Source organism: Tahibacter soli (assembly GCF_025717065.2).
GTDB classification, from domain to species: Bacteria; Pseudomonadota; Gammaproteobacteria; order Xanthomonadales; family Rhodanobacteraceae; genus Tahibacter; species Tahibacter soli.
In genome coordinates, this window is sequence record NZ_JAOVZO020000015.1 from 29,424 (window position 1) to 49,823 (window position 20,400).

Here is a 20,400-nt window from a genome sequence, read left to right on the forward strand (position 1 = left end):
GCTGCGCCCCAGCTCGCACCGAGTTGAAGAGAAAAGGAAAGAAGAAGCGAGTGTGGGTTACGACCCGAACCCATCCTCGAAAATCCGATCGACCACCGCCGACCGACAAGCCGCGCCACCGGCCTCGATGCGAACGTTGTCGATCGACCAACCCTCGTCCGTCACGCCCGTGTCGCTCGTCAGGCGAAAACGCACCTTGACGTTCGCCTGGTTCGCCGCCTGCGGCAGCGGCACGCTCGCGTTCTGCCACGCCGTCTGGCCGTCGCAGCGCATCACTTCCGTCCAGGCACCGCCGTTCGCCGAAATCTCGACGCGGCCGTAATCGTAGCCCGCCTCGGTGCGGCACTTGTGGTCGAAGCGCAGCACCGCTTCGTCGTAGCCGGTGAAGTCGATCGCAGGCGACGTCAGGCTGACGTCGATATTGTTGCCGTAGCTGCCGGCCGGGCTGTCGGTCCATACCTTCGTCGCGTTGCCGGACACGTTGTTCGCAACGGCCCAGGGCGACTGCGCGACCCAGCCGGGGTTCGCACCTTCCACGTTGTCGGCGAACCGCGCGCACTTGGGCAGCAGCGCGAAATCGCGCGTCACGTCGCTGCCGCCGGCCAACACCAGGCCGCTCACGCGCTCGGTCATGTAGCCCGGCGCGCTCGCTTCAACGTCGAGCGTACCGGCGCGCAACGCCCGCGTGTACCCGCCGTTCGCGGCGGTCGCGAACGTGGCGGTGCCGATCTTCATCTGCGCGACGAGCGGCGCTTGCGTCGATCCGTCGGTCACGTTGCCGTGCACCGTCGCGATCTCGTTCGCCTGCGCGACTTCCACGAACACGGCCTGCGGCGCACCTTTGGCGCCGCCGCTGTCGACGCCCTGCACGTAGACGAGATGCTTGCCGCTCGCCATGCCGGTCGTGTCGAGCGTCGCCTGCACGGCTTCGCTGCCGCTGTTGAACGTGCCGTCCGTCGCCGTCATCGGCCGGTCGACGGCGCCGATCTCCCACGGCAGGGCGTCGATCGTATAGCTCGCCGACGCGATGTTCTGCGTCGTCGGCACCGGCGGGGCGCCGGCTTGCGGCTGCGGTGTGGTGTTGATGCGCGTATCGTCGACGCGCGCGGTCAGCGCGACCGGCTGGCCTGCGACCACGAGTTCGGGCGTCGCCGCGATCGTCGTCGTATCGGGACCGAACGGCAGCTTGTACGGTGCGTACGTCGTGCGCGCGGCGTAGCGCAGCGCGTCGAAGTTGATAGGAAATGTGGAACTTTCAAAACTGGAGCAGCTCTCGAAGAAATCGACGCCGAGTTCGATCGTGTAGCCGGGAACGCCGAGCTTGCCGTACGCGGTGTCGTCGGTCGTGCCGGTGGTGGGATAAAGGCCGATCGACTGCTGCGGGTCGTAATTGTTGAACCAGCCGATGCGCCGGCCCAGGATCTCCAGCGCGGCGCCGTTCGGCGCGACCGTCGTCGTATCGCCCCACGGCCACAGTACGAGTCTTGAGAAGCTGTGGATGTCGAAGAACAGGCCCTGCGTCGTGTCCGGCGCGGGCGTCGCGGTGTCGTCGGGCCGCAGATCGGGAAAGATGCTCTCGATGTAGCTCACGACCGACTGCGTTTCCGGTTCAGACGCGCCGCCCGGACCGCGGTACGTGGGATCGCATTGCGAACTGCTCGCGCCCGCGCCGCCCCAATGGAACGGAAAGTTGCGGTTGAGGTCGACGCCGGGACCCGGCTGGTTCGGGTTCGAGCCGCAGTACGTGGTGTTCGCGTTCTTGCGCCACGACAGGCCCGTTTCCGCCTTCTTGCGGCCGTCGGGATTGGACTGCAGCAGCAGGTGGAATTCGGTGTGGTCGAGCAGCCACGTCGCCTCGGCGTTCGTGCCGTAACCGTTGACGAGCCATTCGGCGAAGCGCGTATTGAGTTCGGCCGTCGTGTATTCGCGCGCATGGATCGCGGTCATCGCGAAGAACTTCGGCTTCGGTTGCGTGTTCGCGGTGTTGGTGAGCTTGAGCACGACGAGGTCGTAGCCGGGATTGCCGCCGGCCGTGACCTTGTCCCAGGTGTCGCCAATGTCGATCTTGCTGGCGAGTTCGGGGTGCGCGGCGATCAGCGCGTCGACCGACGCCTGCGTTTCTTCGACCGTGCGATAGCACGCGAAGCCGGGAATGCTCTTGAGCGAAACGCCCGGTTTCTGCAGCGCCAGCGACGCGGTCGCCGGCTTGTCGGTTTCCACGCGCACGCGCTGCTGCGCAAGCCATTGCCGCTGCGCGGCGTCGGCCTCGACCGTGACGACGCCTTTCTTGCGGTCGACGCGCATGTGCCCGAACTGCTCGCTCATGCGCGCGATCAGCGCGGGGTCGAGCGAATAGACCTGCACGATCTCGGGCGACTCGGGTTGCGCGGCCGAGGCGACGCCGACGGCGAGCGCGCCGGAAACGGCGGCAGCGAGTAACCAACCTGGATGGCGCATGCGTGACCCCGGATGCCGATACAGCATGCGATCTTAAGCGCCGGCACTGCTGCGGTGTTGTTACCGCAGTGCAGCATTTCGCAAATTTTGATGCGTCCCGCGCCTTGCGGCGGAGGGCGGTTCGTCCGTTTCGTCCGATGTTTCGGTCGCCAGTCGGGCAGCGTGCTAGCCGGCTTGCGCGGTTCCGGGGAAGTCGCCGGCGCTTGCGCACTGCCTTCGGCGTGCGGACGCTCGACCGGCGATACGGCGGGCGCGAGCGCGGGAGTGCGCGGCATGTAAGTCGCGGTGAGCCGGTCGGTGCAGCAGAACAACGCTGCGACGGCGGCGGCAACAATCCACTTGTTTGCCATGATGTGTTCCGGTTTCTTCGGGTGCGACGATTGTCGGCGCGAGCGCGAGCAAAAAGACGTAGCGCCCGTAAGCGATGCGGCGTGACACGCGTCATGTGCGGGCGACTGTTCGGATGCGCGCGTGCGCGGCGTTCGGTTTTCGGTTCGCATCCTTCGCTGCGAAGGTCGACGGGAGTGCCGCGATGGGCTTGTGGGTGTGCGTCGGGTTGCTGTCCCGGATGATCGAAAACGAATCGGAGTTCGTCGACGCGATTCGCGCGGAATTCGCCGTGATCGACGCCATGCTGCGTGCGCGCGGACTGCCGGGATTCGTCGAGCCCGAGCGCGTGTCGCCGCCGCCGTCGCGTGCGGGTCTCGATACGGTCTCGTATTCGTCGCTGCACTATCTGCGCCGTGCATACGCGCACATCGTCGCGTACGGCGAACTGCCGTCGCTGCCCGACGGGGCCGAGGCGGCGAGCCGGGATCCGGTGGTGGATATGATCTCGTTGCCCGAACATCACCTGCTTTGGCATTCCGACGCCGACGGCTACTACGTGCCGGTCGATTTCGAGGAGGCGATCGACGATCAAGGCATGCCGGGCTGGGCGCTCGGATCGAGCGTGCGTCTGCGCGACGAGCTGGCCGGCATCGCGCCTTTTCTCGGCATACGGCTCGAAGACGGTCGCCTGAGCGATGCCGAGGCCGCGAGAATCAACGATCTCGTCGACGCGAACGCGCCCTGGTTCGTCGAGCTGATGGTGTGGCTGGCACTGTTCGAAGCGGCACGCCTGAGCATCGAGCATCGTACGGCGATCGTTTTCTGTTGAGGCTTCGATCGGGGCGACGTCCGGCCCCGATGCGCGTGCGACGACAACCCTGCGGCACGCGGTGCGCACTCAGTCGGTGCGGGCGCCGCGCGTTCGCGGCGTGCGCGCAACGCATCCGGGCGTCGCGGCAACGCGGCGCCGTCCGGTACGGCGGCACGATGAAACTCCAGGCTTTGGTACGACTGGCCGCGCTCGCGTGCGTGCCGGCGGCGTCCGCGTTCGCGGCGGACCACGAGGTATCGGTCGGCGGCGGCGCGATGCGTTTCGCGCCGTCGGATCTGACGATACGCGTCGGCGACACGGTGACGTTCGTCAACGCCGGCGGCACGCACAACGTCGTCGCCGACGACGGCTCGTTCCGCTGCGCCGCGGGGTGTTCGACCGACGGCCCGAACCGCGCGGCCGTGGGCTGGTACACGACGCTCAAGGCCGAGGGGGCGGACCCCGACGGCTACTGCGGCCCGTATGGCGGTTACGGTTGCGACGACGCGCCGGGCGACCCGAGTTCGGCCGCGTGGCGCACGACGCTGACGTTCGGCGCGCCGGGCACGGTCGGCTATCACTGCGAAGCGCACGGCGGGCCCGGTTCGGGCATGTTCGGCCGCATCGTCGTCGAGGCGTCGGGCGGGGGCGGTTTCCGCATCGGCCCGTCGATCACCGGCAACTGGTACGACCCGTCGCAGAACGGCCATGGCGTCCAGCTCGAGATGATCGGCGAAACCCTCGTCACGGCGATCTGGTTCACGTTCGACGCCGCCGGCGCGCCGGCGTGGATCGTCGGTTCGGGAACGGTCGACGGCAATCGCATCGCGATGCAGGCCGGCCGCTCGAGCGGCGGACGCTTTCCCCCGAACTTCGATCCGGCGGCGATCGTCGCGCGACCGTGGGGAACCCTGACGTTCACGTTCGACGGATGCGCGAGCGGCAAGGTCGACTGGACCTCAACCGACCCCTCGTTCACCGCCGCGGGCACCTTGCCGCTGGTGCGTCTGACGCAGGTGCAGGGCATGGCTTGTCCTTAGCGCCAAGGCGCGCTCGAACTGCGACATTTGTTCGTACGAAACTTTTCGTTGACTGCGCAAAAGTCGCGACATAGCATGCGGTCACGCGATGACGGCCGACACCGCGTCGGCCGCGCGAACCCGAGGGGGTGTCTATGTATCGCTGGATAGTGCATGTGGTGCTGGCGGCGGGTTTGGCGGCGGCCGCGACGGCCGGCGCCGCGAACGACAAGACCGAGCGCGTGCTGACCGCCGAAACCAGGAGTGCGTTCGAGGATCAGGTCGCGGCCATCCGCACCCAGCTCGGCAGCGGAGGGCACTATGAATTCGCGACGCCTGCCGATCGCCAGGTGATCGACCGGCGCTTCGACGAAATCGCGGCGATCCTCGCCCGCTACGAGATCGGCGCGCCGCTCGCGAACGACGACAAGGTTGCGCTGTTCGTCGCACAAGAAGACGTCAACGCGATCCTGACCAAGCGCGACGGACGCCGGTTGATCTGCGAGTCCGTGACGATTTCGGGCTCTCACCGCAAGCAGAAAGAATGCGTGACGCTCGCCGAGCGCGAACGCGCACGCCGCGACGGCCAGCAGTATCTGCACGAATCGAATCGCAAGACGGTGTGCCTCAAGTGCGGCGAAACCGAAGTGTGGGGCGGCGGAACGCCCTTCGGGCGCTGAGCGCGACGTTTCGTCCGCGCGGCGGGTTTTCGCGCGGATCGGGACAGACGAGAAAAGGATCTCGAATCGCGCGGATCGGGACAGACGAGAAAAGGATCTCGAATCGGGACAGACAGAAAATCGTTGGTCGAGCTTGTCCGCCGGACGGGCGCGAACCCTCGGATCGTGTCTGTCCCGATTCGTCGCGCGTGCGGACAAGCGCGGGTTGCCCGCTAGGCGACCCTGGCCGCGTCGGCAGGCTCGCCGACGACGTCGATGCTGGCGGTCGCGATCAGCGCTTGCGCGGCTTGTTCGGCTGACAATCCGGCCGCGTCGACCACGGTCGCGCCTTCGCCGTACGGCCCCCATTCGGCGATATCGGTCTGCGTGAAGATCGCCGCCGTGCGCGTGCCGCTGGCGCGGGCAAGGTGCATCACGCCGCAGTCCAGGCAGATCAGCAGCGATAGTTGGGACAGCACCGACGCAAGCTTGCGCACGTGACTGGAGTAGTACGCCGGATAGCGCGAATCGAGCATCGATACGGCGTTCATCGGCACGATCTCGACGATCGCGAATTCGCTGAAATGCGCGTCGATCGCGGGCATGAACTCGCGCCACCAGGCAGGGCTCAACAGCTTGGCGCCGGTGGCGTTGGCGAACACGCCGATGACGCCGCGACGACCGCACCCGGGCGCCGCCTGCGCCGCCAGCCGGGCGAGCACCTGCGCACCCGACTCGCGCTCGGACGGGTTCAACCGCAGATCCAGCGGCGGGTAGGGCATCGCTGCGCGCCGCAGTGCCGAGCGCAAGAGGTACACCGGATATTGCCCGTTGTGTCGCGGCGCCTCGTCGGGAGAAACGGCGCAACTGATTTCACCGCTTTTTCGTTCCCCGGCAAAACCGAGCTTGTAGTGCGCGCGGCTGCGCAACAGCAGCGCGCGACCGGTTTGCGAGCGCGGATCGGTGTCGATGGCCAGGTCGTATTCGGCGCGCTGCAGCCGGCGCAGACAGCGCAGCAATGCCAGGGGATGACGCAATCCCCGCCGCGGCAGGCAGATCACGTCGCGTACGCAGGCGTAGCCGCGAAAAATCTCCGGCGCGATCGGATTGCGCGAGACGATGTCGACCTCGGCGCCCGGCCAGATGGCTTCGATCTCCTGCAGCAACGGCGTGATCAGCAAGGTATTGCCGAGACTGTGGCTGATGCGGCAGATAAGAATGCGGAACACGCCGCGCGGCAGCAGAACCCCGGCGTCGGCGGTGTCGCCCGGACCAGCGAGGAGACGCATGCCGCGAGCGGCGAGGCGGCTACGCAAAGCGTGAATGTCCATCATCGCGGCGACCGCCGAGGGTGGGTGCACGAGTACGCCGCCGGCGTCGCCGCGGCCGGAACGGCGCGCGTGCTTGCAGCCGTTCGACAGAAGGACATTCTCGCGGTGCGACGGGTGTCTAAAGGCGAAAATGCCGAGGAAGGTTCTAGCAGCGGCAACATGAACAAAGCCGGATCGGCGGGGGAGGGAGCGCTCGGATCGTATCTGCCAGATTGTTCGATACGATACGGTACGCATGGATGAAAGCGATGGTGTGACCGCAAGATTGGTACATTCCGGGTCTTCCGTGCAGGCGTACTGTGAGGTGCGGGCCGGATGTTTATTGTTGTCCATATCCATTTGTTAAAAATTGGATATGAACTGCGGGCGCGGCTGCAAAGACGTGCCGGCAGGCGGGACCGTCGCATGAACGGGGAAGGCGTTGAAGTCGCGATCGCGGGCTTGAGGTTTCCGTGCGTTGGCGTGTGCGGTTCGGGACAGTCACGAGTCGGGACAGCCACGAATCAGGACAGCCACGAATTCCGGGCGCACGAATCTTGACTGTCCCTATTCCAATTGGACTGTCCCTATTCCAGTTGCATCCGTATAGATGCTCAGCGATGCGCGCCGGATGACGCGGCGTCGGAACCGCCGCTGCCGCGCACGCGTCGCACGATGCGTTGCAGTAGGGCGTAGGGCGGATAGTCGCGGCATCGCCAGTATCGGCGCTGACGGTAGTAATGGCCCCAATAGCTCGCGGCCCGCGATTGCGTCGTCGCGACGAACGCGGGGTTGTCGCGAGCCAGCGCATCGAGCAGCGCCGGATTCACGGCTTCCAGCGCAGCTGCGGCGCGTTCTGCGATGTCGTTGACGTAGTCGCCAAGCAGCGCGACGACGAACGGCACCACCCAGGGGTATTCGACGCCGGTGAGTTTGCCCAGGCAGTCTTCACGAACGTAGCCGTCGTAGTCTCGCGTGCCGAGGCACAACGCGAGCAGCCGTACGTCGCCGGCTGCCGTCGAGAGGGTGGCCCGCAGCCTTTCCGGGTCGAGGCGGATGCGATAGGGCACCGACAGCTTTTCGCCGGCGACGGAGACGGCGAAACCGGCGTCCAAGGGGCCCGACGGGCGGACGAGAGCGCCGAACAGCGCGGTAGCGATCGGTTCGATAGCGGCGGGAAACGAAGGAACGTATTGCACAGCAACCTCATGCCGGTGTTCGTCATTCGCCGACGTTTGCGCCTGCACCGGTTTCGTTGCCGCAGGGGCCGGATGCTACGCCCGAACGCGCGCTTTGCAAGTTCCGGCGCCGGTCATGCTCGAATCGCGGAATCCCGGGCCTGAATCCGGGACAGCCTGAATCCGGGACAGCCTGAATCCGGGACAGCCTGAATCCGGGACAGCCTGAATCCGGGACAGCCTGAATCCGGGACAGCCTGAATCCGGGACAGCCTGAATCCGGGACAGCCTGAATCCGGGACAGCCTGAATCCGGGACAGCCTGAATCCGGGACAGCCTGAATCCGGGACAGCCTGAATCCGGGACAGCCTGAATCCGGGACAGCCTGAATCCGGGACAGCCTGAATCCGGGACAGCCTGAATCCGGGACAGCCTGAAACCGGGACAGCCTGAAACCGGGACAGCCTGAAACCGGGACAGCCTGAAACCGGGACAGCCTGAAACCGGGACAGCCTGAAACCGGGACAGCCTGAAACCGGGACAGCCTGAAACCGGGACAGCCTGAAACCGGGACAGCCTGAAACCGGGACAGCCTGAAACCGGGACAGCCTGAATCCGGGACAGCCTGAATCCGGGACAGCCTGAATCCGGGACAGCCTGAATCCGGGACCGCCAGGATCCGTCGCAGGCCGGATCGAACGAAAGCCATTCTTCGTGGCAAAAGCCGTACGTCCCGCGCCACGCCTGTCGCCGCGCGATACCCGCCGAACTCGCCGACCGTCGAAATCTGGCATCCTGCCGGGTTTACTCCGCCGTCCGTCGTGAGCTACTATCGTCCAATGTACTAATGCGCTATTACATTGAATGATCCGCCCCCGCGCTGTCGCCCGATCGCAGGCATCACCATGAAAAGACGTTTCCTCGAGCCTGAAAACCTGTCGATTCCGGCCGACGAAAGCCTGTGCCGCGCGCTGCTGTCGCTCGATACGCCGCAGGAGATGCTCGCGTTCCTGCGCGACCTGTGCACGCCGGCCGAGCTCGAAGCGCTGGTCGATCGCTGGCGCGTCGTGCCGTATCTGCTGCAAGGCTACGCGTACCGCGAAATCCACGATCGCACGTCGGTCAGCGTCACCACGATCGGCCGCGTCGCGCGCTTCCTGCAGCAGGGCAACGGCGGCTATCTCGCGGTCGTCGCGCACCACGCGCTGCCCGCGCTGCCGAAACCGATCCGCCGCCGCGCGGGAGCACCGATCGTTCCGCCCGCGGCGCCGGCCGCAAAAGCCGCTTCCGCGCCGGCCGCGCGCTCGCGCACCGGAGGCAAGTCATGAAGCCGCGCGACCGCCTGCGCATCGCCGTGCAGAAATCGGGCCGCCTCGGCGATCCGTCGCAGGACTTGCTCGCGCGCTGCGGCCTCAAATTCCGTCAGAGCCGCGACAAGCTGTTCTGCTTCGGCGAAAGCCTCGCGATCGACCTGCTGCTCGTACGCGACGACGACATCCCCGGCCTCATCGCCGACGGCGTGTGCGATCTCGGCATCGTCGGCCGCAACGTGCTCGCCGAACAGCAGGCCGCGGTCGCGGCACGCGGCGAAACGCCCGCCGTCGACGAACTGCGTCCGCTCGGCTTCGGCCGCTGCCGATTGTCGATCGCGGTGCCGCAGGAGCTCGACTACGCCGGTCCGTCGTCGCTGGCCGGACTGCGCGTGGCCACGACATACCCCGCGCTGACGGCGGCGTGGTTCGCGGCGAACGGCGTCGACGCAAAGGTCGTGCTGCTCAAGGGCTCGGTCGAGATCGCACCGAAGCTCGGCACGGCCGACGCGATCTGCGATCTCGTGTCGACCGGCTCGACGCTCGTGGCGAACCAGCTGCGCGAGGCGGCGGCCATTCTCGACAGCGAAGCCGTGCTCGCCGGCGCCGGCGTCGCGCCGAACGACGAACGCGGCGAACTTCTGGAATTGTTGCTGCGGCGCATCGACGGCGTGATCCAGGTGCGCGAATCGAAACTCGTGATGCTGCACGCGCCACGCGCGTCGATCGCCGGCATCGCGCGCCTGCTGCCGCCCGGGCAGCGTCCGACGATCACGCCGATCGAAGGCAGTCCGGACGAGGTCGCGCTGCAGGCCGTGTGCCACGGCGCGATCACCTGGCAGCACCTGGAAGACATGAAGCGCGCGGGTGCCAGCGGCATGCTGGTGCTGCCGGTGGAGAAAATGCTCGCATGAACATTGTGGAATGGTCGGCATTGGACGCGACGGCGCGCGCCGCGATGCTCGAACGCGCGCCGGAGGCGCAGAGCGTCGAACTGCGCGACGGCGTCGCGCGCCTGATCGCGCAGGTGCGCGCCGACGGCGATTCGACGCTGCGTGCACTGACGCGTCGCTACGACGGCTGCGAACTCGGCGCGCTGGCGGTGTCGGCCGGCGAGTTCGACGCCGCCGACGCGCTGGTGGCGCCCGAACTCAAGCGGGCGATCGGCGAGGCGCGCGAACGCATCGAACGCTTTCATCGCGCGACGGCACCGGCCGACGTCGCGCTCGACACGGCGCCCGGCGTGCGCTGCGAGCGCGTGCTGCGCCCGCTGCGCCGCGTGGGCCTGTACGTGCCGTCGGGCAGCGCGCCGTTGCCGTCGACCGTCCTGATGCTCGCCGTGCCGGCCGCGATCGCCGGCTGCCACGACGTCGTCATGTGCACGCCGGCGAACGCGCAGGGCGACTGCGATCCGCTCGTGCTGCATGCGGCGCGCGCGTGCGGCGTCAAGCGCGTGTTCAAGCTCGGCGGCGCGCAGGCGATCGCCGCGATGGCGTACGGCACCGAGTCGGTGCCGCGTTGCGACAAGCTGTTCGGCCCCGGCAACGCGTGGGTGACCGAAGCGAAGCGACAGGTGGCGCTCGATCCGCAAGGCGCCGCGATCGACCTGCCGGCCGGTCCGTCCGAGGTGCTCGTGATCGCCGACGCATCGGCCGATCCCGGCTTCGTCGCGGCCGATCTGTTGTCGCAGGCCGAACACGGTCCCGATTCGCAGGCCATCCTGCTGTCGCCGTCGAGCGCGCTGATCATGGCCGTGGAAGCGGCGATCGAAGCGCAGCTCGCCGACCTGCCGCGCGCCGATCTCGCGCGCCGGGCGCTCGCGCACAGTCGCCTGATCCACGTGCCGGATCTCGCGACCGCGGTGCGCGTCAGCAACGACTACGCGCCGGAACACCTCATTCTCAATGTGGAAAACGCACGTTCGTGGCTCGCGCAGGTCGACAATGCCGGGTCGATCTTTCTCGGTCCGTGGTCGCCCGAGGCGGTCGGCGACTACTGCAGCGGCACCAACCACGTGCTGCCGACGTACGGCCATGCGCGCGCGTGGAGCGGCGTGTCGGTCGCGAGTTTCGTCAAGCTCGTGACGGTGCAGGAGCTGAGCGCGGACGGCCTGCGCGCGATCGGGCCGTGCGCGGCGACGCTCGCGCGCGCCGAAGGGCTCGACGCGCACGAACGCGCCGTGACGCGCCGCCTGCGCCGCCTGGCGGAGAACGCGGTATGAGCATCGTCGATCTCGCGCGGACGGAAATCCGCGCGCTCGCGCCGTATTCGTCCGCACGCATGGAGGCGAGCGGCGGCACCGTTCTGCTCAACGCGAACGAATCGCCCTGGGCGCCGATGGACGGCGACGGCCTCAATCGCTACCCCGATCCGCAGCCGCGCGCGCTCGTCGAAGGTCTCGCCGCGCTGTACGGCGTCGACGCGGCGAACGTGCTCGTCGGCCGCGGCAGCGACGAGGCGATCGATCTGCTCGTGCGCGCGTTCTGCCGCGCGGGATACGACGCGGTCGTCGTTTCGCCGCCGACGTTCGGCATGTACGCGGTCGCGGCGAACATCCAGGGCGCGACGGTGATTGAAGCGCCGCTGGCGGACGATTTCTCGCTCGACGCGGATGCGCTGCTCGGGCGCGTCACGCCGGCGGTGAAGCTCGTCTTCGTCTGCACGCCGAACAACCCGACCGGAAACGTCGTGGAACTTTCCACGATTGAACGTATCGCCGACGCGCTCGCCGGCCGCGCGCTCGTCGTCGTCGACGAGGCATACGCGGAATTCGCGGGTTCGCCGAGCGCCGCGACGCTGCTCGATCGCCACGACAACGTCGCCGTGCTGCGCACGCTGTCGAAGGCGTACGCGCTCGCCGGCGCGCGCGTCGGTACGCTCGTGGCACGCGCCGACGTCGTCGCGCTGCTGCGCAAGATCATCGCGCCGTACCCGTTGCCGCAGGCGAGCGTCGACGCGGCGCTGCGCGCGATCGATGCCGACGGCCTCGCGCTGACGCGCCGCCGCATCGCAACGCTCGTCGCCGAACGCGAGCGCCTGCGCACGCTGCTGCCGACGCTGCCGGGCGTGCGCGGCGTGCTGCCGTCGTCGGCCAATTTCCTGACCGTGCGATTCGACGATCCGCGCGGCACGTATGCGGCATTGCTCGCGGCGGGCATCGTCGTGCGCGACGTCGGACGGTATCGCGGCCTCGGCGACTGCCTGCGCATCAGCATCGGTACGCCCGACGAGAACGCGCGCGTCGTCGGCGTGCTCGCGGCACGACGGGAGGCCGCATGAGCCGCCGCAAGATCCTGTTCGTCGACCGCGACGGCACGTTGATCGTCGAGCCCCCGGACTTCCAGATCGACGCGTACGAGAAGCTCGCGCTGCTGCCGGGCGTGATCGGCGCGCTGCGCCGCTGCGTCGACGCCGGCTACGAACTCGTCATGGTCACGAACCAGGACGGCCTCGGCACGCCGGGCTTTCCGCAGGACGCGTTCGACGGCCCGCACCGGCTGATGCTGCAGCTGTTTCAATCGCAGGGCGTGCGCTTCGCCGACGTGCTGATCGATCGCAGCTTCGCGCACGAAGGTCTCGATACGCGCAAGCCCGGCACCGGCCTGATGCGCGCGTATCTCGCCGACGACGGCTGGAGCCGCGCCGACTCGGCGATGGTCGGCGATCGCGACACCGATATCGCGTTCGCGGCGAACCTCGGCGTGCGCGGCTTCAAGCTCGACGACGACGTCGACTGGAACGAGATCGCGCACGTGCTGTGCGCCGCGCCGCGCCGCGCGAGCGTCGAGCGCGTCACGCGCGAGACCCGCGTGCGCGTGCGCGTCGATCTCGATCGCCGTGCCGACCCGGTCGTCGCCACCGGCAACGGCTTCTTCGACCACATGCTCGAGCAGCTCGGCAAGCACGGCGGCTTCGCGCTCGATCTCACCTGCGCCGGCGATACGCACATCGACGAACACCACACCGTCGAAGACAGCGCGCTCGCGCTCGGCCAGGCGCTGCGCCAGGCGCTCGGCGACAAGCGCGGCATCGCGCGCTACGGCGATGCCGCGCTCGATGCGAACGACGCCCCCGCGACGACGACGATCGTGCTGCCGATGGACGAGACGCTCGCGCGCGCTGCGCTCGATCTTTCGGGCCGGCCGTGGTTCGTGTTCGACGGTGCGTATCCGCGCGAACGCGTCGGCGATCTCGCGACGGAAATGGTGCCGCATTTTTTCCGCTCGCTGTGCGAAACGCTCGGCGCCAATCTGCATCTGGCGGTGCGCGGCGAGAACGCGCACCACATGGTCGAGGCGTGCTTCAAGGCCGTCGCGCGCGCGCTGCGCGCCGCGATCGCGCGCGACGGCACCGATCTGCCGAGCACGAAGGGGGCGCTGTGAGCGTCGTTCTCGTCGACGGCGGCGGCACGAACCTCGGTTCGGTGCGCTACGCGCTGCAGCGCCTGGGCGTCGATGCGAGCCTCGTCGCCGACGCGGCGAGCGTGCGCGCCGCGGACCATGTGATCCTGCCCGGCGTCGGCGCCGCCGCGCCCGGCATGGCGCGTTTGCAGGAACTCGGTCTCGTGGAAACGTTGCGTTCGCTGACGCAGCCGGTGCTCGGCGTGTGCCTCGGCATGCAGCTCTTGTTCGACGCATCGGACGAGAGCGACACCGCGTGCCTCGGCGTGATTGCCGCGCGCGTCGCGCGCATGGCCGGCGCGCCCGGCGCGCGCGTGCCGCACATGGGCTGGAACGCGCTCGTGCGCGAACGCGACGGCGCGCTCGCCGACGCGCTGCGGCCCGGCGATCACGCGTACTTCGTGCATGGCTACGCCGCGCCGCTCGGCCCCTGGACCGTCGCCAGCGCCGATCACGCCGGACGTTTTTCGGCGATCGTGCAGCAGGGCAACTTTCACGGCATGCAGTTTCACCCCGAGCGCTCGGCGGCCGTCGGCGCGCGCCTGCTCAAGAGGTTTCTCGAACTGTGACCTTCACCGTCATTCCCGCCATCGACCTGCGATCCGGCAACGTCGTGCGCCTGCGCCAGGGCGACTACGCGCAGCAGACCAGCTATCGCGTCGACCCGCTGACGCTCGCGCACGACTACGCCGCGGCCGGCGCGACGTGGCTGCACGTCGTCGATCTCGACGGCGCCCGTGCCGGCAATCTCGCCAACCTGCGCACGATCGAAGCGCTCGCGGCCGGCCGCCTCGCGGTGCAGGCCGGCGGCGGCGTGCGCAGCGAGGACGACGTCGAACGCCTGCTCGACGCGGGCGTGTCGCGCGTCGTCGTCGGCAGCATCGCGATACGCGATCCCGATCGCGTCATCGAGTGGATCGCGCGCCACGGGGCCGAGCGCATCTGCGTCGCGCTCGATACGCGCAACGAAGCCGGGCGCTGGCGTCTGCCGAGTGCGGGCTGGACCGAAAACGAGCACGCGACGCTCGACGATCTGGCGCCGCGCTACGCCGCGGCGGGCGCGATGCACCTGTTGTGCACCGACATCTCGCGCGACGGCATGCTCGCCGGACCCAATGTGGACTTGTACCGCCACGTGCGCGCGCTGGCGCCGTCGCTCGCGCTGCAGGCGTCGGGCGGCGTGCGCGACCTCGCCGACATCCGTGCCGTGCGCGACGCGGGTTGCGCCGGCGTCGTGCTCGGGCGCAGCCTGCTCGAAGGTCATCTGACGCTCGCGGACGCCCTGGCATGCTGACCCGGCGACTGATTCCCTGCCTCGACGTGAAGGACGGCAAGGTCGTCAAGGGCGTGCGCTTTCGCGACCACGTCGTGATGGGCGACATCGAGGAACTCGCGCTCGCGTACCGCGAGCAGGGCGCCGACGAGCTCGTGTTCTACGACATCACGGCGAGCCCCGAGGGACGCCGCGTCGACCGCGCGTGGGTCGACCGCGTCGCGCGCGCGATCGACATTCCGTTCTGCGTCGCCGGCGGCATACGCAGCGTCGACGACGCGCGCGACGTGCTGCATGCCGGTGCCGACAAGGTGTCGATCAATTCGCCGGCGCTCGAACGGCCGACGCTCGTGGACGAACTCGCCGCGGCGTTCGGCGTGCAGTGCGTCGTCGTAGGCATCGACAGCCTGCGCGACGACGACGGCCAGTGGCGCGTGCGGCAATACACCGGCGATCCGTCGCGCACGCGCGCGCTCGCGCGGCGCACGCTCGACTGGGTGCGCGAGGCGCAGTCGCGCGGCGCCGGCGAAATCGTGCTCAACTGCATGGGGTCGGACGGCGTGCGCGAGGGCTACGACATCGAACAGCTCGCCGCGGTGCGCGACGTCTGCGACGTGCCGCTGGTCGCGTCCGGCGGGGCCGGCGCGCCGCAGCATTTCGCGGACGCGTTCGCGCGCGCGGACGTCGACGGCGCGCTCGCCGCGACCGTATTCCATTCCGGCGCGATCGCGATACCGGACCTGAAAGCATTCCTGCGCGCGCAGGGCGTGGCGGTGAGGCCATGAACGCCGATCTCGCGCTCGACTGGGACAAGGGCGCCGGGCTGCTGCCGGCGATCGTGCAGCATTGGCGCAGCGGCGTCGTGCTGATGCAGGGCTGGATGAACGCCGAGGCGCTGGCTGCGACGCGCGCTTCGGAAAAAGTCACTTTCTACAGTCGTAGCAAGCGCCGGTTGTGGACGAAGGGCGAGACGTCGGGGCATTGGCTCGTCGCGAAGGACATCCGCGCCGACTGCGACGGCGACGCGATTCTCGTGCTGGCCGAACCGCAGGGGCCGACCTGCCACACCGGCACGGCGAGCTGCTTCGGCGACGAAGCCAGGCCGGCGTTCGCGTTTCTCGCCGAACTCGACGCGCTCGTCGAGACGCGCGAGCGCGAGCGGCCCGAAGGCAGCTATACCACGCGGCTGTTCGAGGGCGGCGTGCGGCGCATCGCGCAGAAGGTGGGCGAGGAGGGCGTCGAGACGGCGCTCGCGGCGGTGGCGCAGACGCCCGACGACCTCGCCGGCGAAGCGGCCGACCTGTTGTTCCACCTGACGGTGCTCTTGCGCGCGCGGGGCTTGTCGCTCGCCGACGCCGTCGCGGTTCTTGCGCGGCGCCATCGCTGATCGTGCGCGCGCGGCTCAGGCACGAAACGGCGCTGCGGCGGCGTGACGGTTTCGTTGCGGGGCGGTTGCGCCGAACACTAGACTGACGCCGTTTCTACGACAGCGGGACGACATGCCACGCGCCGGACCCACGCTTTCCGCCCGGGATCGCGAAGCACGCCAGCTTGCGCTGATTCACCGCGTCGCGCGCATCGCGACCGGCGCCCTGCCGCTGCGCGACAAGCTGCAGCGCGTCGTGCTGGCGCTCAAGCAGCATCTGCGCTGCGAGTTCGTCGCCTGCGTCGCGATCGACGGCGCGGCGGGGCGTTTTCGCTGCGAGGCGCTGTCGACCGACGTGCCGACGATGATCCACGTCGGCTACGGCCGCGAGATCGGCAGCGGCGTGGTCGGCGAAGTCGCCGCGACCGGCCGCACGCTGTACGTGCCGGACGTCGGCAAACATCCCAACTACATCGAGACGATGCCGGGCGCGCGCTCCGAGCTGTGCGTGCCGGTGTGCCACAACCGCGAGGTGATCGGCGCGCTGAACGCCGAATGCCGCCGCGAGGACGCGTTCGCCGACAGCGTCGACCTCGTCGCGACCGTGGCCGAACAGGTCGCCGGCATCTTCGCGTCGGAGGCGCTCGACGAAGAACAGCGCCGCCGCACGGCGCTGCTCGGCATGGTCGGCGAGCTGATGCGTGCGGCACTGGAAGCCGACGGCCTCGACCAGACTCTGCAGCGCATCGTGGATTTTTTCCTTTCGCGCTTTCGTCTCGAAAACTGCTGCGTGGCGCTGGTCGACGACGCCGGCGAGCAGTTGCGCCTGTCGGCGCACGCGGGCGAGTCGGTGTTCCACGCCGGCGGCGGGCGCGAATGGCCGCCGGCCCTCGGGGTGATCGGTCGCGCGTTCCGCACGGGCGACGCGCAGTACGTCGCCGACGTCGGCACCGATCCCGACTATGTGACGGGCAGCGGCGCCGTCGTCGCCGAGTTCGCGCTGCCGGTGCGGTTTCGCGACCGCGTGATCGGCGTGCTGAATCTTGAAAGCGCGCACGCCGAAACGTTCGACGCGTCGAACCGGCAGATGCTGTCCGTGCTGGCCGAACAGATCGCCGGGGCGATCCACGTCGCCGGCATCAACGAACGCCTGAGCCAGACGAACCGGCTGGTCGAGGAGAAGTCGGCCGCACTGATGCAGGCGAACGCACGGCTGCGCGAAGTCAACGCGCGGCTCGAGCGGCTGTCGCATATGGACGGCCTGACCGGCATCGCGAACCGCCGCCGCTTCGACGAGGCGCTGACGAGCGAATGGCGCCGCGCGGCTCGCCACGGCCATGCGCTCGGTCTGCTCCTCGTCGACATCGACGAGTTCAAGCAGTACAACGACGGCTACGGGCATCTCGCGGGCGACGATGCGCTGCGGCGCGTCGCCGCGGCGCTGTCGGGCGCGGCGACGCGCAGCGAAGATCTCGTCGCGCGCTACGGCGGCGAGGAATTCGCGGTGCTGCTGCCCGAAACCGGCCCCGACGAGGCGCTGCGCGTGGCGGGGCACCTGCGCGACGCGGTGCGCCGGCTGCGTCTGACGCACGCGCACACGACGCGCGGCGTACTCACGGTCAGCATCGGCGTGGCGAGCGTATGGCCAGGTGAGTCGCTGTCGCCGGCCGAGTTCGTCGCCCGCGCCGACCGGGCGCTGTACCGCGCGAAGGCGGAAGGGCGCGACCGCATCGGCGCCGGCGAATAGGCGCGACAAGTACAAGGTTATATCGATGAACTATGCGGTTTCGTGGAGCGGCGGCAAGGACTGCGCCTTGTCGATGTGGCGCGTATGGCGCGAGCACGGACCGCCGGCCGCGCTCGTGACGACGTACGAGGAGGACGGCTCGCGCAGCCGCGCGCACGGCCTCGCGCCCGCGCTGCTCGCGGCGCAGGCCGCCGCGCTCGGCGTGCCGCTCGTCGACGTGCCGACCAGCCTGCCGGGCTACGCGGCGAACTTCGGCGCCGCGCTCGCGCGCCTGCGCGACGAGGCCCGCGTGACCGCGGCCGTGTTCGGCGACATCGAACTCGAGGCGCACCGGTCGTGGTTCCGCAAGCTGTGCGGGGACATCGGCATCGACTGCCTGCATCCGATCTGGGCAGTGCCGCGCGAGGCGCTGCTGCGCGAGTTTCTCGACGCGGGCTTCGTCACGCGCCTCGTCGCCGTACAGGACGGCAGGCTCGCTCCGGCGCTGCTCGGCCGCACGCTCGACGAAGCGCTCATCGACGAATTTCGTGCCGCCGGCATCGATCTGGCCGGCGAGAACGGCGAATACCACAGCATCGTCGTCGACGGACCGTGCTTTGCGCGGCCCGTCGCGCTCGCCGAACGCGCGCGCGAACGCCGCGACGGCTACTGGTTTCTCGACCTGGCTCTGGACTGAGCCTCGCCGTCGGGTTTTGCCGCCGGCGCGAACGGCACCGGCGCGCCGAGCTTGAGATCCTTGCGCCAGCTCGCGAGCTTCGCCTCGATCAGCGGCGTCGACGCGATCTGCGGTTCGGACGCCTTGGCGTCGTCGTGTTCGGCTTCCCATTCGGCGACGAGCCGCGTGGCGACGTCGAACGCGCCGCGGAAGCTGTCGGTTTCGTTCAGGCCGTGCGCGAAAAACGCCTTGCCGAAGTAGGTGATGTCCGAGTCGGCGCCGCAGCCGAACGACGTGCGGTCCGCGCGCGCCGCGGTGACGACCATCGTCGTCGCGTTTTTCAGCGGCGCGACGAAGCCGCCGGAATAGCAGGCCGAAACGATCACGACCTTCCAGCGCACGGGATGCGCGGCGAGGATGTCGGCGAGGTCTTCGGCGTTGATCGGGTCGAGCGGCAGCGTGCCCATGCCGACGTAGAGGTCGTGTTCTTCGCTGCCGTGGCTCGTCATGAACAGGACGAGGATGTCTTCCTCGGGGTCCATCACGCGCGTGGTCAGGCGTTCGAGCGCGTCTTCTAGATTCGTCCAGGTCGCCAGCGGCCGCGTGCCGACGGTGGCCGGATTGTTTTCGAGCACGAGCGTGCGGCCTTTCGCGCCGAAGCGCTGCGAAAACAACGTTTCCGCGTATTCCACTTCGTTGCGGAACACGTCCTCGTCGCCGTCGCCGCCGAACGCGACGAGATACAGGTCGGTCTTGCCCGGCGTATGGCGCACAAGGTGCGCGAACGCCTCGTCCATCAGGCGCGGCTGGTCGTACATCACGACCTCGGGGCTGTAGTCGGGCGGCTCGTCGGCGCGGCGCGGCTCGTTGCCGGGGAGCAGGTCTGCGAGAAACTGCCGGAATTGCGCGAGGTCTGCGCCGGTCGGCGCCGCGTCGGGCGCAGGCGTTGCGACGACGCGCGGGGCGGGCGCCGTCGTCGACAGCGTCCAGCCGATGGCGACGCCGGCGGCGAGAGCCAGCAGCAGCCGGGCGGCCTCGCGCGCGTGCATGGGCTTACGGCGTGATCGCGTCGAAGTCGGCGACGCACGGGTGGCGCGCGTCGGCGGGGCAGGCGAGCGGCGGGCGGCACAGCCACGTCGTGGCGAGACCGGCGGCGCGCGCGGCGTCGAGTTCTTCGACGATGTCGGACAGGAACAGGATGTCGGCCGGCGCGATGCCGATGTCGGCCGCGATGCGCGCGTACGACGCCGCGTCGCGCTTGCCGCCGATTTCCGTGTCGTAGTAGCCGCGGAACAGCGGCGTCAGATCGCCCGCTTCGCTGTAGCCGAAGAACAGCTTCTGCGCGGCGACCGAGCCCGACGAATACACGTACAGCGGCAGGCCCCGCGCATGCCATGCGGCGAGCCGCGCCGGCACTTCGGGATAGACGTGCGCGCGGTACGCGCCGTTCGCGTAGCCGTCGGCCCAGATGAGGCCTTGCAGCGCCTTGAGCGGCGTCGCCTTGCGGTCTTCGTCGATCCAGCGCTGCAGCGTCGCGACGATCGCCGCTTCGTCGTCGCGCGCGATGCCGGCGTCGCCGGCCGCCGCATCGAGCCAGCGGCGCACTTCCGGATCGTCGCGATGCGCGGCGACGTAGGCGGGCAGGTGCTCGCGCGCATACGGGAACAGCACGTCCTTGACGAAGCTGATCGAACTCGTGGTGCCTTCGATGTCGGTGAGGATGGCGCGGGTCATTGAGGCGCGGTGACTTTCTTGAGCCCTCTCCCCCAAGCGTGCTTGGGGGAGAGGGTTGGGTGAGGGGGCGGGCGTTTGTGCTGCGGCAACGTCAACGAAGTGCGGAGCGTCGCCCCCTCACCCCGACCCTCTCCCCGACGGCCGTCGGGGG

General features: G+C 69.0%; 19 protein-coding genes. 14 read left to right on the plus strand and 5 right to left on the minus strand.

Annotation, left to right across the window (positions count from 1 at the left end):
- Positions 1-57: 57 nt before the first annotated feature.
- Entirely contained in the window at positions 58-2,457 is a 2,400-nt protein-coding gene (locus OD750_RS10365; RefSeq protein ID WP_263544639.1) for a M14 family zinc carboxypeptidase, read from the minus strand.
- A 568-nt stretch (positions 2,458-3,025) separates the two neighbouring features.
- Here OD750_RS10365 and OD750_RS10370 point away from each other — a divergent pair.
- The 3 genes from OD750_RS10370 to OD750_RS10380 all read left to right on the plus strand — a co-directional run bounded on the left by OD750_RS10370 (position 3,026) and on the right by OD750_RS10380 (position 5,297).
- Positions 3,026-3,616, plus strand: coding sequence for a hypothetical protein (locus tag OD750_RS10370; protein WP_263544640.1), 591 nt, complete (start codon positions 3,026-3,028; stop codon positions 3,614-3,616).
- Positions 3,617-3,774: 158 nt separating this feature from the next.
- The gene (locus tag OD750_RS10375; RefSeq protein ID WP_263544641.1) at positions 3,775-4,638 is read left to right on the plus strand and encodes a cupredoxin domain-containing protein; all 864 of its coding nucleotides are present in this window, start codon (positions 3,775-3,777) and stop codon (positions 4,636-4,638) included.
- A 134-nt stretch (positions 4,639-4,772) separates the two neighbouring features.
- Positions 4,773-5,297 (plus strand): hypothetical protein, encoded by a 525-nt coding sequence (locus OD750_RS10380; protein WP_263544642.1) that lies wholly within the window; start codon positions 4,773-4,775, stop codon positions 5,295-5,297.
- 212 nt (positions 5,298-5,509) lie between these two features.
- Here OD750_RS10380 and OD750_RS10385 read toward each other — a convergent pair whose 3' ends face one another.
- Positions 5,510-6,940, minus strand: a complete 1,431-nt coding sequence (locus tag OD750_RS10385) for a glycosyltransferase family 9 protein (RefSeq protein ID WP_263544643.1) — start codon at positions 6,938-6,940, stop codon at positions 5,510-5,512.
- A 260-nt stretch (positions 6,941-7,200) separates the two neighbouring features.
- The gene (locus OD750_RS10390) at positions 7,201-7,833 is read right to left on the minus strand and encodes a hypothetical protein (RefSeq protein ID WP_263544644.1); all 633 of its coding nucleotides are present in this window, start codon (positions 7,831-7,833) and stop codon (positions 7,201-7,203) included.
- Positions 7,834-8,669: 836 nt separating this feature from the next.
- On the opposite strand from OD750_RS10390, the gene OD750_RS10395 reads away from it, so the two are divergent.
- The 11 genes from OD750_RS10395 (at position 8,670) to OD750_RS10445 (ending at position 18,536) form a co-directional block, all read left to right on the plus strand.
- Positions 8,670-9,092, plus strand: a complete 423-nt coding sequence (locus OD750_RS10395; RefSeq protein WP_425508225.1) for a YerC/YecD family TrpR-related protein — start codon at positions 8,670-8,672, stop codon at positions 9,090-9,092.
- On the plus strand, positions 9,089-9,988 hold the full coding sequence (gene hisG / locus OD750_RS10400) for an ATP phosphoribosyltransferase (RefSeq protein WP_263544645.1): 900 nt from the start codon (positions 9,089-9,091) through the stop codon (positions 9,986-9,988). The genes OD750_RS10395 and hisG overlap by 4 nt, the downstream gene beginning before the upstream one ends.
- Entirely contained in the window at positions 9,985-11,295 is a 1,311-nt protein-coding gene (hisD, locus tag OD750_RS10405; protein ID WP_263544646.1) for a histidinol dehydrogenase, read from the plus strand. Before hisG ends, hisD begins: the two co-directional genes overlap by 4 nt.
- Positions 11,292-12,353, plus strand: coding sequence for a histidinol-phosphate transaminase (gene hisC / locus OD750_RS10410; RefSeq protein ID WP_263544647.1), 1,062 nt, complete (start codon positions 11,292-11,294; stop codon positions 12,351-12,353). The genes hisD and hisC overlap by 4 nt, the downstream gene beginning before the upstream one ends.
- Positions 12,350-13,456 carry a bifunctional histidinol-phosphatase/imidazoleglycerol-phosphate dehydratase HisB gene (gene hisB, locus OD750_RS10415; RefSeq protein WP_263544648.1) on the plus strand — a complete coding sequence of 369 codons (1,107 nt, stop codon included), beginning with the start codon at positions 12,350-12,352 and terminating at the stop codon, positions 13,454-13,456. The genes hisC and hisB overlap by 4 nt, the downstream gene beginning before the upstream one ends.
- Positions 13,453-14,043, plus strand: a complete 591-nt coding sequence (gene hisH / locus OD750_RS10420; protein WP_263544649.1) for an imidazole glycerol phosphate synthase subunit HisH — start codon at positions 13,453-13,455, stop codon at positions 14,041-14,043. Before hisB ends, hisH begins: the two co-directional genes overlap by 4 nt.
- On the plus strand, positions 14,040-14,768 hold the full coding sequence (gene hisA, locus OD750_RS10425) for a 1-(5-phosphoribosyl)-5-[(5-phosphoribosylamino)methylideneamino]imidazole-4-carboxamide isomerase (protein ID WP_263544650.1): 729 nt from the start codon (positions 14,040-14,042) through the stop codon (positions 14,766-14,768). The genes hisH and hisA overlap by 4 nt, the downstream gene beginning before the upstream one ends.
- Positions 14,762-15,532, plus strand: coding sequence for an imidazole glycerol phosphate synthase subunit HisF (gene hisF / locus OD750_RS10430; RefSeq protein WP_263544651.1), 771 nt, complete (start codon positions 14,762-14,764; stop codon positions 15,530-15,532). Before hisA ends, hisF begins: the two co-directional genes overlap by 7 nt.
- Positions 15,529-16,134 carry a bifunctional phosphoribosyl-AMP cyclohydrolase/phosphoribosyl-ATP diphosphatase HisIE gene (gene hisIE / locus OD750_RS10435; RefSeq protein WP_263544652.1) on the plus strand — a complete coding sequence of 202 codons (606 nt, stop codon included), beginning with the start codon at positions 15,529-15,531 and terminating at the stop codon, positions 16,132-16,134. Before hisF ends, hisIE begins: the two co-directional genes overlap by 4 nt.
- 112 nt (positions 16,135-16,246) lie before the next feature.
- Complete coding sequence (locus OD750_RS10440) at positions 16,247-17,860, plus strand: sensor domain-containing diguanylate cyclase (protein ID WP_263544653.1); 1,614 nt, start codon at positions 16,247-16,249, stop codon at positions 17,858-17,860.
- Between the two features lie 25 nt (positions 17,861-17,885).
- Positions 17,886-18,536, plus strand: coding sequence for a Dph6-related ATP pyrophosphatase (locus OD750_RS10445; protein WP_263544654.1), 651 nt, complete (start codon positions 17,886-17,888; stop codon positions 18,534-18,536).
- Here the strand turns inward: OD750_RS10445 and OD750_RS10450 are convergent.
- Positions 18,506-19,564, minus strand: coding sequence for a C13 family peptidase (locus tag OD750_RS10450; protein ID WP_263544655.1), 1,059 nt, complete (start codon positions 19,562-19,564; stop codon positions 18,506-18,508). The two genes, OD750_RS10445 and OD750_RS10450, sit on opposite strands and share 31 nt — an antisense overlap.
- A 4-nt stretch (positions 19,565-19,568) precedes the next feature.
- Entirely contained in the window at positions 19,569-20,249 is a 681-nt protein-coding gene (gene mtnC / locus OD750_RS10455) for an acireductone synthase (RefSeq protein WP_263544656.1), read from the minus strand.
- Between the last annotated feature and the right edge of the window lie 151 nt (positions 20,250-20,400).